Source organism: Frondihabitans cladoniiphilus (assembly GCF_039544345.1).
Taxonomy (GTDB): Bacteria; Actinomycetota; Actinomycetes; order Actinomycetales; family Microbacteriaceae; genus Frondihabitans; species Frondihabitans cladoniiphilus.
Genome location: NZ_BAABLM010000003.1, coordinates 519,869 through 535,689, shown reverse-complemented (window position 1 = coordinate 535,689; position 15,821 = coordinate 519,869). Strand labels below are relative to the sequence as shown.

Sequence of the window (15,821 nt, the reverse complement as noted above, 5' to 3'; positions counted from 1 at the left end):
CGAATCTGTGAACGATCACAGAACCACATGTGTGAACCTTCACAGTCGAGGGGCCGACAGGTCGATCGTCGCGGAGGAACACCCGCCGATGAAGCCGAGGACCCCGTGTTCACCCAGCCCCACACCCACGCGCCGACGACCGCCCTCGGGCTCGGGTCCGACGGCCTCGTCTTCGGGTGCGACTACAACCCCGAGCAGTGGTCCGCCGAGACCTGGGTCGACGACGTCGCCCTGATGCGCGAGGCCGGGGTGAACCTCGTCGCGATCAACGTCTTCGGCTGGTCGCAGGTCGAGCCCACCCCCGGCGAGTTCCGCTTCGACGACCTCGACACCATCATCGACCTCCTCCACGACAACGGCATCGGCGTCAACCTCGGCACCGGCACGTCGTCGCCGCCGCCGTGGCTGACCGCCCTCCACCCCGACGTCCTCCCGCAGACCGCCGACGGCACCACCCGCTGGCCGGGCGGGCGCCAGGCCTACTGCCCGAGCTCCCCCGTCTTCCGCGAACTGGCCCTCGAGCTCGTCCGCCGCACGGTGGAGCGGTACGGCGAGCACCCGGCCGTCCGGCTGTGGCACGTGTCGAACGAACTCGGCTGCCACAACGCCCTGTGCTACTGCGACGAGTCCGCCGCGGCGTTCCGTCGCTGGCTCGAGGCCCGCTACGGCGACGTCGATACGTTGAACTCCGCCTGGGGCACCGCGTTCTGGAGCCAGCGCTACTCGGCCTGGTCCGAGATCCAGCCGCCGCGCGAGACCCTCTCGTTCAAGAATCCGATGCAGTCGATCGACTTCCACCGCTTCAGCTCCGACGAGCTGCTCGACCACTACCGGGCCGAAGCCGAGGTCGTCCGCCGCTCGAGCTCCGTGCCGGTCACGACCAACTTCATGGTCGCCGCCCACATCGAGAACCTGGACTACTGGGACTGGGCCGGCGACATGGACGTCATCGCCAACGACCATTACCTCGACAGTCGTCTCGACCGCCCGCACGTCGAACTCGCCCTCGCCGCCGACACCACTCGCGGTCTCGCACAGGGCACCCCTTGGATCCTGATGGAGCACTCCACGAGCGCCGTCAACTGGCAGCCGCACAACCTCACCAAGAAGCCCGGCGAGATGGTCCGCAACACGGTGGCCCACGTGGCTCGCGGGGCCGACGGAGTGTGCTTCTTCCAGTGGCGAGCCTCCGTCAAGGGCACCGAGAAGTTCCACTCGGCCCTCCTCCCCCACGCCGGCACGGACTCGCGGGTCTGGCAGGAATCGGTCCGACTCGGCGCCCTGGCCGCCCGCCTGGGGGAGCTGAAGGGATCCCGCCTCGTCGCCGACGTCGCACTCGTCTTCAGCTACGAGAACCGCTGGGCCGCCGACTTCGAGGCGCACCCGACAACCGACTTCTCCTACTTCGACCAAGTCCTCGGCGTCTACACCGCTCTCTGGGACCTCGGGGTCACCGTCGACGTGGTCGCCCCCGGCGCCTCCCTCGACGACTACTCCGTGGTCGTCGTGCCGAGCCTCTACCTGGTCCGCGACTCCGAGGCGGCCGTGATCGACTCCTTCGTCGCCGACGGCGGCACAGCGCTCGTCACCTTCTTCAGCGGCATCGTCGACGAGACCGACGGCGTCCGCACCGGCGGCTACCCCGGGGCCTTCCGGGGGATGCTCGGCGTGCGCGCCGACGAGTTCTCGCCTCTCGCAGGCGGTGACGTCGTCGCCCTCTCCGACGGTTCCACGGGTTCGCTGTGGTCCGAGCCCCTCGACCTGCAGGGCGCCGAGGCCGTCACGACCTACGCGACGGGCACTCTCGCGGGTCGGGCCGCGGTGACGAGGAACCAGCACGGACAGGGCTCGGCCTGGTACGTCTCAACGGTCCTCGAACCGGCGCCTCTCCAGGCCCTCGTCCGCCAGATCCTCGACGCCGCCGGCGTCGATCGTCCGACCCTCGCCGACCCTGCCCACGACGTCGAAGTCGTCCGCCGCGCCTGCGTCGACAAGGAATGGGTGTTCGTCATGAACCACTCCGACGACGACGTCGTCCACGATTTCGAGGGCTACGACCTCGTGACCGAGAAGACCCTCTCGGGGCGCATCGAGCTGGCTGCGGGCGGCACCCACGTCATCCGCCAGGACAGGAAGGCATCATGACCGTCATCCCCTCACGCCGGAAGGCGACGGCCGCGACGACGGCCTCGTCCGTCGCGCCCAAGCCCAAGGGCGGGTTCCGCTATCGCCGCGCGATCGCGATCTTCGTGCTGCCGTTCGGCATCCTCTTCACCGCGTTCTACCTCGTCCCGATCCTGTACGCGGTGTTCCAGTCGCTCCAGAAGATCCAGCGGGTGGGGACGTTCGGAGCGCCGACACAGGTCTTCGGCGGCCTCAGCCAGTACGTCCTCGTCTTCCAGGACAGCGAGTTCTGGTCGTCCATCCTCCGCGTCGTCGCTTTCGGCGTCGTGCAGGTTCCCGTCATGCTCGCTCTGGCACTCCTCTTCGCGCTCCTGCTCGACTCGCCGCTCCTGCGCGGCAAACGATTCTTCCGCCTGGCCTTCTTCGCTCCGTACGCCGTCCCCGGTGTCATCGCCGCGATCATGTGGGGCTACCTCTACTCGCCGCGGCTGTCGCCTTTCACCTTCGTGACGAGCAACGTCGACCTCCTCGGCGGCGGCGGGATCCTCTGGTCGATCGCGAACGTCGTCACCTGGGTCTACGTCGGCTACAACATGCTGATCATCTACTCGTCGCTGCTCGCGATCCCGACCGAGATCTACGAGGCCGCTCGCCTCGACGGCGCCTCGCAGTGGCGCATCGCGGTCTCGATCAAGATCCCGCTCGTCATCCCGGCGATTATCCTCACCGCCGTCTTCTCGGTCATCGGAACGCTGCAGCTCCTCACCGAACCCCTGGTCTTCCGCCAGTTCACGTCGACGATCTCGTCGACCTTCACGCCCAACATGCTCGTGTACTCGACCTCGTCGGTGCCCAACTTCAACCTCGCGGCCGCCTTCAGCGTCGTGCTCGCAGTAGCCACGTTCATCCTGTCGATCGGATTCCTCCGCTTGACCCAGCGGAAGGCCGACCAGTGACCGTCGACACACCCCTTCGTCCCGCCGAGACCTTCGACGACAAGACGACACCGCAGCCGAAGCGCGGCCGCGGCCCCCGCGAGAGCGTCCTGTCGCGCTCCGCCGCCATGCTGATCATGGGGGTGTTCACGCTCTACTTCCTGATCCCGATCTTCTGGCTCCTCGTCTCGTCGACCAAGACCCTCGGCAACTTCAACACCACCGCCGCGCTCTGGTTCACCCCGACGTCGCTGCAGGACGGCCTGACCAACCTCGGGCGCCTGTTCACCTACGACGGCGGCATCTTCCCTCGCTGGATGCTCAACAGCATCGTCTACGCGACGGTCGCGGGCGCCCTCGGCACCGTCCTGGCCGCGATGTGCGGCTACGCCCTGGCGAAGTACCGCTTCTGGGGGCGCGAGGCGCTGTTCAACATCTTCCTGGGCGGCGTGCTCGTGCCGGCGACGGCGCTCGCGCTCCCCCTGTTCCTCATCTTCAGCAAGGTGCAGCTCACCGACACCTTCTGGGCCGTCTTCCTGCCGAGCCTCGTCAGCCCCTTCGGCGTCTACCTGAGCCGCATCTACGCAGCCTCGAGCGTGCCCGACGAGATCATCGAGGCGGCACGCATCGACGGATCGAGCGAGGTGCGCACCTTCTTCACCGTCTCCGTCCGACTGATGTCGCCCGCTCTCGTCACGGTGTTCCTGTTCCAGTTCGTCGCGATCTGGAACAACTTCTTCCTGCCTCTCGTCATGCTGCGCTCGCAGACCCTCTTCCCCGTGACGCTCGGCCTCTACACCTGGAACTCCAACGTGAGCCAGTACCCCGAACTCCGCACGCTCGTCCTCGTCGGGGCGTTCGTGTCGATCATTCCTCTCCTCGTCGCGTTCCTGAGCCTCCAGCGGTTCTGGCGAAGCGGCCTCGGAGCCGGCGGCCTCAAGTAGGTCGACACCCCCACACAGCAGCACCGTCCACCGCTCCCTCCCTCCACAGTTCCCTCCCTCCACAGTTCCCTCCTTCCGCAGGGCAACGACGTCGTTCCCTCGCGCCCGGTCACCTCGACCCGGCGCAGCACCCCGATTGGAAATCGCATGAAGAAATCGAAACTCGCCACCGTCGCGGCGGTCGCCCTCGCCGCGACCATCGCCCTCGCCGGTTGCAGCTCCGGATCCGGATCCAGCAGTTCTGCGTCCGGGTCCGACTCCTCGTCCTGCAAGGCGTCGACCGGCAAGGTCACGCTGAACTTCACGACCTGGGTCCCGAACATGGACAAGGTCGTCGACACCTGGAACAAGGCCAACCCGAACATCCAGGTCAAGGTCTCGATCGTCCCCAACGGCAACAGCGGTACCTACAAGAACTTCTTCAACCAGCTCAAGGCCGGCAACGCCCCCGACATCGGCCAGGTCGAGTACGACACCCTGCCCGCGTTCCGCGTCCAGGACGGCCTCGCGAACATCGCCTCCTGCGCCGGAGTCACGGCCGCCAAGGCCGACTTCTCCTCCGGGCTCTGGAACCAGGTCACCTTCGGCGAGGCGAACTCCGTCTACGCGATCCCGCAGGACTCCGGCCCCATGGCCCTCTACTACCGCAAGGACCTGTTCGAGAAGGCCGGCATCCCCATCCCGACGACCTGGGCCGAGTACGCCGCCGACGCGGTGAAGATCAAGGCGCTGGGCGGCAACATCACCAACTTCGCCAAGGGCGACGTCAACCAGTTCGCGGGTCTCGTGTCGCAGGCCGGCGGTCAGTGGTTCTCGACCAAGGGCGGCACCTGGAACGTCGACCTGACCTCCTCGGCGTCGACGAAGGTCGCCGACTACTGGCAGGACCTCATCTCGAAGAACCTCGTCAACACCCTCCCGAGCTTCTCCGACGAGTGGAACAACGCCTACGACACCGGCCAGGACTGGACCTGGGTCTCCGCCGTCTGGGGTGCCAACACCATCTCGAGCGGCGCTCCGACCACCAGCGGCGACTGGGCCGTCGCCCCGATGCCGCAGTGGACCGCCGGTGACACCGCCTCCGCGGCCTGGGGCGGCTCGTCGAGCGTCGTCTTCAAGGGCAGCAAGCACCCCGCCGAGGCCTCGAAGTTCCTGATCTGGCTGAACACGAACAAGACCGCTCTGGCCGCGCTGAACAAGGAGGCCAACCTCTACCCGGCCTCGACCACCGGTGCCGACCTGCCGGCGCTCACCTCGGGCGTCGAGTTCTACGGCAACCAGGCCATCTACAAGGAGTTCGCCACCGCGGCGAAGAACATCAAGCCGTTCACCTGGGGCCCGACCATGACGCAGACCTACAGCGACGTCTCCGACGGGTTCGGCTCGGCCACGACCGGTTCGGGCACCCTGTCGTCGGCGCTGGAGTCCGGGCAGACCAAGACGATCGCCGCCCTCAAGGCGCAGTCGATCCCCGTCAAGTAGCAGCACCGATCCACCGCACGGCCGCAGCCGGGACGAGAGTCTCGGCTGCGGGCGAGTTTCCGCCCGTTCCCGACATCCCTCGGAAGGATGGTCCCATGACCGACACCGACGTCGTCCACCTCCGCGCAGGAGGCACCAGCCTCGTCCTCGACGTGAGCGGCGACCGGCTTCCCGTCGTCGTGCACTGGGGGGCGGACCTCGGCGAGGTGGGGCCGTCCGCACTCAGCTCGCTGGCGCGGGCCGCCCGGCCGCAGCGGGTCTCGGGCGGTCTCGACGAGCCGACCCGGGCATCCCTGCTTCCCGTCGAATCGGACGGGTGGCAGTACGAACCCGGCCTCTCGGGCTCGAGGGCGGGAGGCGTCGACTTCAGCCCGCGTTTCACGGTCCTCGACAGGCGGAACGACGAGCGCGGGATGCACGTGGTCGCCCAAGACGCGAAGGCCGGGCTCACGGTGACCATCGAGGTCGCTCTGGGGGTCAGCGGTCTGCTCCGCCAGCGGCTGTCGCTCCGCAACGATCACGACACCGAGTATCTCGTCGCGGCACTTCAGGCGACCTTCCCCCTCCCGGCCACTGCTCGCGAACTGCTCGACACGACCGGACGCCACCTCAAGGAGCGCTCGCCCCAGCGGCAGCCGTTCACGGTCGGTGAGCACGTGCGTGCCAGCCGGCGCGGTCGCCCCGGCGCCGACGCCACGCTGCTCCTGTTCGCCGGCGAGACCGGGTTCGGGTTCCGGTCGGGCACGGTCCACGGCGTGCACGCGGCATGGAGCGGAAACCACCGGCTGAGCGCGGTCCGCACGTCGACGGCCGACGCGTTCGTGGTGGCCGGCGAGCTGCTCGCGCCTGGCGAGGGGCTGCTGCGGGCCGGCGAGACCTACACGACGCCGTGGCTCGTGGGCACCTGGGGCGAGGGGCTCGACGAGGCTGCGGCCCGGATCCACGACGACCTGCGCGCCCGGCCCACGCACCCGTCGTCGCCGAGACCGGTGACCCTGAACACGTGGGAGGCCGTCTACTTCGACCACGACCTCGAACGCCTGAGCGCCCTGGCCGCCGCCGCGGCCGAGATCGGAGTCGAGCGCTTCGTGCTCGACGACGGCTGGTTCCGGCACCGCCGCGACGACACGGCCGGGCTCGGCGACTGGTTCGTCGACGAGGGCGTCTGGCCGGACGGGCTGACTCCGCTGATCGAGCGGGTCACGGCGCTGGGGCTCGAGTTCGGCCTCTGGGTCGAGCCGGAGATGGTCAACCTCGACAGCGACCTCGCCCGAGCGCATCCCGAGTGGATCCTCCACCCCGGCGAGCGCTGGCCGGTGTCGGGTCGGCAGCAGCAGGTGCTCGACCTCGCGCATCCGGACGCCTTCGCGTACCTGCTCGAACGGCTCGACGCCCTGCTGACCGAGAACGACATCGCCTACCTCAAGTGGGACCACAACCGCGACCTGCTCGAGGCCGCCCACGCCGCGTCCGGTCGGCCCGCCGTTCACGACACGACGACCGCCCTCTACGCCCTGCTCGACGAGCTGCGGCGGCGGCACCCCGGGGTCGAGATCGAGAGCTGCGCGTCGGGTGGGGCGCGGGTCGATCTGGGGATCCTCGAGCGCACCGAGCGGATCTGGGTGAGCGACTGCATCGACCCCCTCGAGCGGCTCGACAACCAGGCGTACACGAACCTGCTCGTGCCGGCGGAGATGATGGGCCAGCACGTCGGTGCCGAGCGGTCGCACTCGACCGGGCGGACGGCACCCCTGGCATTCCAGGCGGCCGTCGCGCTCTTCGGGCACTTTGGGATCGAGACCGACCTGACCCGCCTGGACGAGGACGCCCGGGCCGACCTCGCGCGGTGGGTCGCTCTTCACAAGCGGCACCGCGCCCTCTTCCACACCGGGCGCTCGGTGCACGCCGACCCGGTGGACCCCAGCGTCGACGTGCGCGGGGTGGTCGCCGACGACGGGCGGGAGGCCGTGTTCGTGCTGACGCAGCGGACGGCGAGCACGACCCTGCCCGTCGGCCGCGTCGTGCTGCCGGGGCTCTTCTCGTCGACCGAGTACGACGTGCGGATCCTGCCGCCTGCCGACCTCGCGGGGCCGGGCCAGTCGCGGCTGGCGTGGGCTGCCGGCGGGATGCCAGTGGGTGGGGCGCCTGCCGGCGGGGTGCCCGGTGACGGTTCGGCCGACGGGATGACGCTCACCGGCCGGATGCTCGGTGTCGTGGGCGTCGAGATGCCGGTTCTGCTGCCCGCGAGCGCCGTGGTCGTGGAGCTGGTGGCGCGGTCCTGAGCGGCCGCCCCGGCGACGGCACGCCCCTCCTGTTGGGGCTTCCCGGTCTCCAATCGACGCAACGGCCTGATCGGGTTCCTCCTCTACGAGGCCGGCCGGTTCCTCCAGGTGCTCGAAGGGCCCGCCTAGGTCGTCCACGGCCGGTACGCCATAATCGCCGCAGCCCGCCTGAGCCGATCGACGGGCCGTGGGATGCGCATCCCGCCCGCCCGCTGGGGAGACCGGTTCACGGCCCCCCGAGCCAGTGGTCGATGCGGTGGTGGTCGGGCGTGAAGCCGTGCCCGACTCCCCACAGCACGGCCTGCGTCCGGCTCTCCGCCCCGATCTTCCGGTACACCGACCGGATGTAACTCTTCACGGTGTTCGGGCTGAGGTACGTCAACGTCGCCACCTCCGCATTGCTCTTGCCCTGCGTGATCAGAGCCAGAATCTCGGACTCGCGGTCGGTGATCCCCTCCCGGCGGCCCGGCCAGTCGAGACCAGCCGCACTGGCAGCGCGGCGCTTGGGCTCGATCACGACGACCTCCCCGGCCGCGACCGCCTCGAGCGCTTCGACGAGCTCCTTCGCCGGAAGCGTCTTCGACAGGTAGCCGTGCACGCCCTCGTCGAGTGCCGCCTGGACGAGCTCGGGCTGGAAGTTCCAGGTGTAGACCACGACGTGTCGAGCCTGCGGGTTCGCCACGAGCTCCGCGATCTCCTCGTGGTCGGACTCGGGCTGCGCGAACGAGTCGTAGAGCACGATGTCGATGGCGTCGTGGAGGACCGCGTTCGCGTCGATCTCCGAGACCAGGATCCGATCCCGGTAGTCGTCGAACATGTGGGCGAGGCCGGTCAGGACCACGTCGTAGTCGTCGACGAGCGTCACCAGCAGGGGTCGAGTGAGCGTCGTCATGGTTCGAGGATCCCACCCCCAGGGGTGTGATGGCACACCCCTGCGGGTGGTTGAGTCGGTCCGTCGTCGAAAGCGGCGGCCAGTCGGGTCGCCGGAACCGGCGGTTCATCAGATCGCCGAAACCGGCGGCCAATCAGAAGGAGAGAACATCATGCTCGGTCTCGTCATCAGCCTCATCGTCGTCGGCCTCATCGCCGGATTCATCGCTCGGGCCGTCATCCCCGGCCGCCAGAGCCTCGGCATCTTCAAGACGATCATCCTGGGCATCATCGGCTCGTTCGTCGGTGGCTTCCTCGGCTTCCTGATCTTCCAGCACGACCCGATGGACGGCTTCTTCCAGCCCGCCGGCATCATCGGCTCGATCATCGGAGCCATCATCGTGATGTTCATCTACACGCGGGTCGTCGGGCGCGGCGCCGTCAACCGCTGATCGGTGCGGCGCGCGGCGCGGTGCGGCGCCGTGCGGTGCGGCAGGGGCACCCCCGTCCCGCGCAGCCGCACCCCGGCCCCGCGCAGCCGCACCCCGGCCCCGCGCAGCCGCACCCGCGTCCCGCGGAGGCGCACCCCGCCAGCCACTCCGACCCCCTGTCGACCGGGGGTCGGCAGCGGTTTCAGGGGTGCGGGTCCGAACTCCCCGGGCGCTCGTACCGACCCCGCCCGTGCCGCCGGTCGAAGAGCGCCGTGAGCAGCATCGCGAGGCCGAAGACCGTCCAGAACGATCCGAGGATCCACCGATACGCCGCCGGCTTCTCCGTCAGGGCGAGCGCGAACCAGCAGAACCCGAGCGCGATCCACGCGACTCCGACCCACCGGTAGGGCGTGCCCACGAACCACCGCCAGGTGCTCTTAGCCGGACGAGAATCGCTCATGACCGGAGGCTACGCGCCCCGCGCCGACCGATGCACCCGCGACGTCGCGGGCACGTGCATCCCACGCTCCTCGATCGAAAAGGTGGGATGCACGCCCACCTCCCCCTCGCCGTGCACCTGAGCCGCGTGCCACTCTTGTCCCGTGCCCTTCGAAGACCTGCCTCGCCTGCGCACCCGGCTGCGCCCCGTCGAGCTGTCCGCGCTGATCGTCGGAGTCGTGCTGCTCGCCGCCGGTGCCGCCGCCCGCGTGTGGGCGGCTCTCCACCCGGCGCCGCTGGACTGGTACATCGATTTCGCGGACAGCGGCAGCTCGTTCGCTCCCACCCGGGCCGCATCGTTCGGCCTCCTGGGCGGCTTCTTCCTCGTGGCCGGCCTCGTCCTCCTCGCGTTCTGGCTCGGCCTGCTGATCGGTCGTCGGCGCGCTGCAGCTCGGGCCCGGTGACTGCCGCCCGCTGACGGCTGACGGCTGACGGCGGCTGACCGCTGCCCGGCGCCTGCCGCCCGCTGCCCGCCGCCCGCTGCTGCGAGCGCACCCGCACCCCGCTCCCGCGAACGCGCACCCCATCGCCTCGTCGCGATCCCCCGTCGACCAGGGGTCAATGGCGGTTTCGGGGGTGCAGCTGCCCTCCGGCGAGGCAGGCGAGGCCGGCGAGGCCAGCGAGGCAGGGGAGGCCAGCGAGGCCGGGGAGGCCGGCGAAACCGCCAGACGCAGCAGCCCCCCTACTCGCGCCCGGCCGACCCGAGCTGCTCCTCGATCGGCACGGTGCCCTCGACGATCACGTCGCCCGTGTGCGCGGTGGTCACCGTCTCGATCAGCACGATGCCCACCTCCTCGTTCGCGACCGGGTTGTGCTGCACCCCCTTCGGCACGACGAAGAACTCCCCGGCGCCGAGCTCGACCTCGCGCTCACCCTCGAGCTGGATCCGAAGACTGCCGTAGACCACGACGAACATCTCATCCTCGCCGTCGTGCGCATGCCACACCAGCTCGCCCAGCAGCTTGGCGACCTTCACGTATTGGTCGTTGACCCGCCCCACGACCCGCGGCGTCCAGTGCTGCGTGACCAGCGACAGCTCGTGGCGGATGCGCGTCGGTTCGAGAAGCTCCATTCCGCCAGCCTACGAGTGCGCCTGCAGCGCGCTGATCCCCCGCCCGCGAAGCCGAGAGAGGGTGGGATGCACGCCCCCACTCCCCCTGCCCCGGAAGCACCCGCACCCCCGCCCCGCGCAACTGCACCCCGCTCCCGCGGACCCGCACCCTCGCCACCCGTCGCGACCCTCGGTTGACCGGGGTTCCCCGCGGCTCCAGGGGTGCACGTGGCCGCGGGCCGCATGCCCGGTCGCGGCGCAACGAGAACGATTCACCGCAGCACCCCGTCCAGCGATGACGCTGCGAACACCAGCGCAGTGGACCCCGACTTGAGCATGCTCGCGCGCCCTCCAGGACCCGGCGCCATCAGAGGCGAGACGGTCCGACACTCCTGCCCCGTGCCTCCCCCGGACTCGCCGCCCTCAGGCCGCGGCGTCGGATCGTCGCGGCTTCGAACGCCACCGGACGGCGATCGCGACGGCAGTGATGACCGAAGCGAGGGCGACGCCGGCGGCCGCCCGGCCCACTCGCGCGGGGAAGACGATCGCGTCGTACTGCTCTTTGGTACTGACGACGGAGCCCCCCTCCGCTCCGAACGAGGGAAAGACCGGCATGTACGGACTGGCCGCCGCCGTCGCGATCCCGCAGACCACGACGGCCGCCACGAAGACGATCGCGGCGACGACGATCCACGTGAGAAAGGTGCGGCGGCGTGTCATGCCGCAACGCTAGCGGTCGCGCGTTCACCCGACGAACGACGCGACCGCGGAACACCCCACCCCAGCCACCGCCCTCGGATTGGCCCTCGCGCCCGCCGCCCGGGTTCGCCAGGCTGAGCCCCATGGACGTCTCAGCCGCCGCAGCCGGAGGGATGGCCTTGACCGCCCTCGGCATGGTCCTCACCCCCGGCCCCAACATGATGTACCTCGTCTCCCGCAGCATCGGCCAGGGGCGGATGGCCGGACTGGTCTCGCTGATCGGCACCGGCGTCGGGTTCCTCGTGTTCATGACCATGGCCAACGTCGGCCTCGCCGCGGTCTTCGTCGTGGTTCCCTGGCTGTACATCGGCCTGAAGACGGCCGGGGTCGTCTACCTCGCCTGGCTGGCGTTCCAGACCCTCCGCCCCGGCGGCCACGGCCTCTTCGAGACGCGCGAACTGCGCCGCGACTCCGCAGCCAAACTGTTCCGCATGGGCCTCGTCACGAATCTGCTCAACCCCAAGGCCGCGATCATGTACCTGGCGCTCATCCCCCAGTTCATCGACCCATCTCGAGGCCACACGACCGCGCAGGGGTTCACTCTCGGGGCCGTCCAGATCGCTGTCAGCCTCACCGTCAACGCCGTCATCGTCATCAGCGCCGGCTCCATCGCCCGCTTCCTCGCCGAACGACCGCGCTGGGCTCGCGCACAGCGCCGCGTCACCGGCACCCTCCTCGGGCTCGTCGCGCTGACCCTCGCCCGCGAGATCCCGCAGCGCGCCCGAGTCTGATGAGCGGCGCCGGACGCGACGACTTCACGCCCCCTCGCCGACGACGGGGTCCGACGCATCCAGCCGCCAGCAGGTCGGCCGATCAGGCCGCGCTGCGCCGCCCGATCAGGCCGCGCCCCGCGGGCCGATCAGGCAGCGCCCCAACACCCGATCAGGCCGCGCCCCGCTGCCCGACCGGGCGACGCCGCAGACCGACCTGCGCGATGGCGGCCGGCACGTACGCCTGATCGAGCGTGCCGATGTCCGTTCCCGGCGCCACGATCTGATCGATCCGGTCGAGCACGTCGTCCGACAGCACCGTGTCGACCCCGGCCAGCAGATCGTCGAGCTGCGCTTCGGTGCGCGCACCGAGAAGAGCGCTGGTGACCGCGGGATGCGAGATGGCGAACGCCATCGCGAGGTGCGGCATCGTGATCCCCGCCTCCTCCGAGAGCGTGACGAGCTCCTCGACTGCATCGATGCGGCGCTCGTCGGTGAACGTCGTGAAGTACTTCGCGCGGTTGAGGTCGGTGGTCTGGCCACGGCGGACTCGACCGGTCAGCATTCCCTGTCCGAGAGGGCCCCAGACGAGGATGCCCATGCCGAACTGCTCGGCGACGGGGAAGATCTCGCGCTCCACGCTCCGGTTCAGGATCGAGTACGGCGGTTGCTCGGTGCGGAGACGCTCGAGGCCGCGGCGCTCGGACACCCAGTGGGCGTTCACGATGTCGGACGCCGGCAGCATCGAGGTGCCGAACGAACGGATCTTGCCCACGTGCACGAGGTCGCTCAGGGCGGAGAGCGTCTCTTCGATGTCGGTCTCGGGGTCGGGCCGCTGCAGCTGGAAGACGTCGATGTGGTCCGTCTGGAGGCGGCGGAGGGAGTTCTCGATCGCCGTCGTGATCCAGCGGCGAGAGGCACCACGGTGGTGCTCGTCGGCGCCGAGGCCGAACTTGCTGGTGAGGACGACGTCGTCGCGGCGGCCCTTGAGGGCGCGACCGACCACCTCCTCGGAATCGCCGTACGAGTCGGCGGTGTCGACGAGGTTGATGCCCGCGTCGAGGGCCTTGTGGATGATGCGCGCGGAATCCGCCTCGGCATTGCCGAACTGGGTGGCGAAGTTGAGGGCGCCGAGCGCGTAGGGGCTGACCTTGATGCCGGTGCGGCCGAGGGTGCGGTACTGCATGAGGGGGATCTCCGATCCGAGGGACGGTGGGATGCGCATCCCACCGTCGATCGTCGTAGACTCGACATCAACCGGAGGGTGCCTCCGTAACTATATGGAGGCATCCTCCGATTACGCAAGCAAAGGACCGGGATGAGCGCAGAGTCCGAGACCGCATCGGCGGCTCCCCGCCGCCTCCGAGCCGACGCGCAGCGCAACCTCGACGCCGTGCTCGACGCAGCCAAGGCTGTCTTCGCCGAGTCCGGCGTCGATGCTCCGGGTCAGGAGATCGCCGACCGTGCGGGCGTCGGCATCGGCACGATGTACCGGCATTTTCCGAAGCGATCCGACCTCGTTGCAGCCGTCATGGCGAGCGAGATCGACGCCTGCGCCGACGCCGCTCGGACGATCGCCGCCGATAGTTCTCCCGGTGATGCGCTGAAGGCCTGGGTCCGGCTCTACACCGACCTCGTCGCGACCAAGCGGGGCTTCGCCGCCGCGCTGAACTCCGACGATCCCGCGCTCCTCGAGGTCGGCCCCCATGTGCGCGAGCACCTCGAGCCGGCCCTCGAGACCCTCCTGGAGGCGGCCCGCCGGGCCGGCGCCATCAGCTCCGAGCTCAGCGCCAAGCACGTGATCACGGCCGTCGCCCTCCTGTGCCACCCCGTTCCCGACGAGGACGTCGCGTTCACCCACGACCTGGTCGACGTGTTCCTGGACGGCTTGCGCTAGCAGCCAGGCTACGGGCGGTACTCCGGCGGCTTCGGTCGGGCAGGCTGGTCAAAGGAACGGGCGCCATTCGTCCCACCCAGAACTTGGGCGGCCACGACGGCCAGGTGGCCGATGGCACGCAGAACGACGAATGCCATTCGAATGGGCAGTGGGCGGTTCGATGTCGTCATGTGCTTCCCCCTTGGTCGTCCCGATCCTAAGTCGGCCCCGATCCTGCCGCCACCCCTCGCATCAGTGCCCGACCCGGAGGTCGGCGGCGCTGCCCGGCCTCTCTCATCATCGGCGAGTGCGCCACCCGCACCCGCCTCCCCCGCACCCGCACCCCGCACCCGCGGAGCCGCACCCCCGTTACGCTCGGCGACCCCCCGTCGACGAGGGGTCGACGGCGGCTCCAGGGGTGCACGTGTCAGCGCGGGACCCGCTCAGACCACGACTCCTGCCGACAGCGAGCGCAAGTGGTCGACCGCCGAATCGAGAGCGGCCTCGAGCGCGACCGTGTCGCGACGGGTCTGTCGAGAGCCCCTCGCGGAGCAGACCCTCCCCCACCCCGAGACGAACCCTGCAGCGTGGGATGCACGCCCGCGTTCCACACCCCGCCGCCCTGTGTCGACGTGAAGGAGGTCAGCCTCGTGCCGACCGCAGGTCGTCCTGGCTGGGCGGACGAAGGGTCGCCCGGGGGCGGGTGCCGAGAGAGCCGGCGACCAGGAAGGCCACTGCCAGGAGCACGGCGACCAGCCAGAACGACCCCAGAAGGCCGACCGCCTCCGACAGGCTGCCGATGATGGGCGGGCCGGCCAGGTTGGCGAGGTAGCCGATCGAGGCGACGGCACTGACTCGGGCGGCCCCGTTCGCTCCGCTGTCGGCTGCCGCGGACATTCCGAGGGGGAATCCCATGGAGACGCCCACCGCCCACAGCACCACTCCGATCAGGACCAGCCAGACAGGGCCGCCGAGGATGAAGAGCACCAGGCCCAGGACGCCGATGGCCGTCGTCGCTCGGACCGTCGCGACGCGGCCGATGCGATCCACGACAGGACCACCCGCCACGCGGGCGGCCGTCTCGGAGATCGCGAACACGGTGAAGAACAGAGCCGCGACCGTCTCCGTCTGGTGGTGCCCGTCACTCGCCGAGAGGGACAGCCAACTGTTCGCGGTTCCCTCGCCGAGTTCCACGCCGAGCATGACGAGGCCGATCAGGAGGAGACGCGGGTCGAGCAGTCGCCGGACCGACTGCCCCAGGCGCACCCACCACGCGCCTTCGGTCGAAGGACCGTCCGATGCAGCGACCTCGTCAGGGGCGCGCAGGAAGCGGATGGCGCCGAAGGCCACGACGGCGATGAGCGCGGCTTCTGCGAGGAACTGCCACACGAAGTCGATGCCCAGGGCCGCGGCGCCGGCGCCGATCCCGGATCCGACGACGGCTCCCGCGGACCAGGCTGCGTGGAGGAGGGGCATCAAGGTCTTCCCGGCCGCCTTCTCGACCTGAGCCCCTTGGACGTTGATCATGACGTCGAAGCCTCCGACACCGAAGCCGACGACGATGAATCCGACGACGGTGGCAGGCACCGATGCAGCCAATCCCGCGCCGGTGCCTATGATGGCGATTCCTACGGCGATGAGGACAGCCGCGCATCCGATCGCCGCCTTCGGGCCCAGATGCGTCAGAGCGTGCGACGACACCGCCACGCCGGTGATCGACCCGATCGTCACGCCGGCCAGAGCGATGCCGACGAGGCCGTCCCCGATGTGCAACGAGTCCCGGATGCTCAGCAAACGCGGCCCCCAGGTCGCGAGAGCGATGCCGCCCAGAGCGAAGAGCACCATGACCGCATTCCGCC

Annotated in this window: 15 protein-coding genes and 1 pseudogene; 10 read left to right on the top strand and 6 right to left on the bottom strand. The window is 69.7% G+C overall.

The genetic code is table 11. The features are described 5' to 3' along the window. Positions 1–105 precede the first annotated feature (105 nt). The 6 genes and pseudogenes from ABEA39_RS10710 to ABEA39_RS18840 form a co-directional block, all read left to right on the top strand. Complete coding sequence (locus ABEA39_RS10710) at positions 106–2,145, top strand: beta-galactosidase (RefSeq protein WP_345375842.1); 2,040 nt, start codon at positions 106–108, stop codon at positions 2,143–2,145. Beyond that, entirely contained in the window at positions 2,142–3,080 is a 939-nt protein-coding gene (locus tag ABEA39_RS10705; protein WP_345375841.1) for a carbohydrate ABC transporter permease, read from the top strand. The genes ABEA39_RS10710 and ABEA39_RS10705 overlap by 4 nt, the downstream gene beginning before the upstream one ends. Before the next feature lie 89 nt (positions 3,081–3,169). Continuing rightward, positions 3,170–4,003 carry a carbohydrate ABC transporter permease gene (locus ABEA39_RS10700; RefSeq protein ID WP_345375921.1) on the top strand — a complete coding sequence of 278 codons (834 nt, stop codon included), beginning with the start codon at positions 3,170–3,172 and terminating at the stop codon, positions 4,001–4,003. A 147-nt stretch (positions 4,004–4,150) separates the two neighbouring features. Then, complete coding sequence (locus ABEA39_RS10695; RefSeq protein ID WP_345375840.1) at positions 4,151–5,485, top strand: ABC transporter substrate-binding protein; 1,335 nt, start codon at positions 4,151–4,153, stop codon at positions 5,483–5,485. A 95-nt stretch (positions 5,486–5,580) separates the two neighbouring features. After that, positions 5,581–7,767, top strand: a complete 2,187-nt coding sequence (locus tag ABEA39_RS10690) for an alpha-galactosidase (RefSeq protein WP_345375839.1) — start codon at positions 5,581–5,583, stop codon at positions 7,765–7,767. Between the two features lie 57 nt (positions 7,768–7,824). Then, positions 7,825–7,896: pseudogene (locus tag ABEA39_RS18840) on the top strand (hypothetical protein); the annotation flags it as partial. A gap of 97 nt (positions 7,897–7,993) precedes the next feature. Here the strand turns inward: ABEA39_RS18840 and ABEA39_RS10685 are convergent. After that, complete coding sequence (locus tag ABEA39_RS10685) at positions 7,994–8,659, bottom strand: response regulator transcription factor (RefSeq protein ID WP_345375838.1); 666 nt, start codon at positions 8,657–8,659, stop codon at positions 7,994–7,996. A gap of 151 nt (positions 8,660–8,810) precedes the next feature. On the opposite strand from ABEA39_RS10685, the gene ABEA39_RS10680 reads away from it, so the two are divergent. After that, positions 8,811–9,089, top strand: coding sequence for a GlsB/YeaQ/YmgE family stress response membrane protein (locus ABEA39_RS10680; protein ID WP_345375837.1), 279 nt, complete (start codon positions 8,811–8,813; stop codon positions 9,087–9,089). A 181-nt stretch (positions 9,090–9,270) separates the two neighbouring features. On the opposite strand, the gene ABEA39_RS10675 is transcribed toward ABEA39_RS10680, so the two are convergent. Beyond that, on the bottom strand, positions 9,271–9,528 hold the full coding sequence (locus tag ABEA39_RS10675; RefSeq protein WP_345375836.1) for a hypothetical protein: 258 nt from the start codon (positions 9,526–9,528) through the stop codon (positions 9,271–9,273). Between the two features lie 142 nt (positions 9,529–9,670). On the opposite strand from ABEA39_RS10675, the gene ABEA39_RS10670 reads away from it, so the two are divergent. Continuing rightward, positions 9,671–9,970: a hypothetical protein gene (locus ABEA39_RS10670; RefSeq protein WP_345375835.1), complete on the top strand. Its 300-nt coding sequence runs from the start codon at positions 9,671–9,673 to the stop codon at positions 9,968–9,970. A gap of 278 nt (positions 9,971–10,248) precedes the next feature. Here ABEA39_RS10670 and ABEA39_RS10665 read toward each other — a convergent pair whose 3' ends face one another. Together ABEA39_RS10665 and ABEA39_RS10660 are read right to left on the bottom strand one after the other, a co-directional pair. Further along, positions 10,249–10,638 carry a cupin domain-containing protein gene (locus tag ABEA39_RS10665; RefSeq protein ID WP_345375834.1) on the bottom strand — a complete coding sequence of 130 codons (390 nt, stop codon included), beginning with the start codon at positions 10,636–10,638 and terminating at the stop codon, positions 10,249–10,251. Between the two features lie 402 nt (positions 10,639–11,040). After that, positions 11,041–11,337, bottom strand: a complete 297-nt coding sequence (locus ABEA39_RS10660) for a hypothetical protein (RefSeq protein ID WP_345375833.1) — start codon at positions 11,335–11,337, stop codon at positions 11,041–11,043. 122 nt (positions 11,338–11,459) lie between these two features. Here ABEA39_RS10660 and ABEA39_RS10655 point away from each other — a divergent pair, with 122 nt between their 5' ends. After that, on the top strand, positions 11,460–12,107 hold the full coding sequence (locus ABEA39_RS10655) for a LysE family translocator (RefSeq protein ID WP_345375832.1): 648 nt from the start codon (positions 11,460–11,462) through the stop codon (positions 12,105–12,107). A gap of 151 nt (positions 12,108–12,258) precedes the next feature. Here ABEA39_RS10655 and ABEA39_RS10650 read toward each other — a convergent pair whose 3' ends face one another. Further along, positions 12,259–13,311, bottom strand: a complete 1,053-nt coding sequence (locus ABEA39_RS10650; RefSeq protein WP_345375831.1) for an aldo/keto reductase — start codon at positions 13,309–13,311, stop codon at positions 12,259–12,261. Positions 13,312–13,404: 93 nt separating this feature from the next. Between ABEA39_RS10650 and ABEA39_RS10645 the strand changes: the two genes are divergently transcribed. Next, entirely contained in the window at positions 13,405–13,983 is a 579-nt protein-coding gene (locus ABEA39_RS10645; protein WP_345375830.1) for a TetR/AcrR family transcriptional regulator, read from the top strand. 621 nt (positions 13,984–14,604) lie between these two features. On the opposite strand, the gene ABEA39_RS10640 is transcribed toward ABEA39_RS10645, so the two are convergent. Continuing rightward, positions 14,605–15,807, bottom strand: coding sequence for an MFS transporter (locus tag ABEA39_RS10640; protein ID WP_345375829.1), 1,203 nt, complete (start codon positions 15,805–15,807; stop codon positions 14,605–14,607). Positions 15,808–15,821: the final 14 nt, after the last annotated feature.

Coding starts and splice junctions, on each gene's coding strand:
- ABEA39_RS10705 (WP_345375841.1), top strand. CDS start 2,142: ATGACCGTCATCCCCTCACGCCGGAAGGCGACGGCCGCGACGACGGCC.
- ABEA39_RS10695 (WP_345375840.1), top strand. CDS start 4,151: ATGAAGAAATCGAAACTCGCCACCGTCGCGGCGGTCGCCCTCGCCGCG.
- ABEA39_RS10690 (WP_345375839.1), top strand. CDS start 5,581: ATGACCGACACCGACGTCGTCCACCTCCGCGCAGGAGGCACCAGCCTC.
- ABEA39_RS10685 (WP_345375838.1), bottom strand. CDS start 8,659: ATGACGACGCTCACTCGACCCCTGCTGGTGACGCTCGTCGACGACTAC.
- ABEA39_RS10680 (WP_345375837.1), top strand. CDS start 8,811: ATGCTCGGTCTCGTCATCAGCCTCATCGTCGTCGGCCTCATCGCCGGA.
- ABEA39_RS10675 (WP_345375836.1), bottom strand. CDS start 9,528: ATGAGCGATTCTCGTCCGGCTAAGAGCACCTGGCGGTGGTTCGTGGGC.
- ABEA39_RS10665 (WP_345375834.1), bottom strand. CDS start 10,638: ATGGAGCTTCTCGAACCGACGCGCATCCGCCACGAGCTGTCGCTGGTC.
- ABEA39_RS10660 (WP_345375833.1), bottom strand. CDS start 11,337: ATGACACGCCGCCGCACCTTTCTCACGTGGATCGTCGTCGCCGCGATC.
- ABEA39_RS10655 (WP_345375832.1), top strand. CDS start 11,460: ATGGACGTCTCAGCCGCCGCAGCCGGAGGGATGGCCTTGACCGCCCTC.
- ABEA39_RS10650 (WP_345375831.1), bottom strand. CDS start 13,311: ATGCGCATCCCACCGTCCCTCGGATCGGAGATCCCCCTCATGCAGTAC.
- ABEA39_RS10645 (WP_345375830.1), top strand. CDS start 13,405: ATGAGCGCAGAGTCCGAGACCGCATCGGCGGCTCCCCGCCGCCTCCGA.
- ABEA39_RS10640 (WP_345375829.1), bottom strand. CDS start 15,807: ATGGTGCTCTTCGCTCTGGGCGGCATCGCTCTCGCGACCTGGGGGCCG.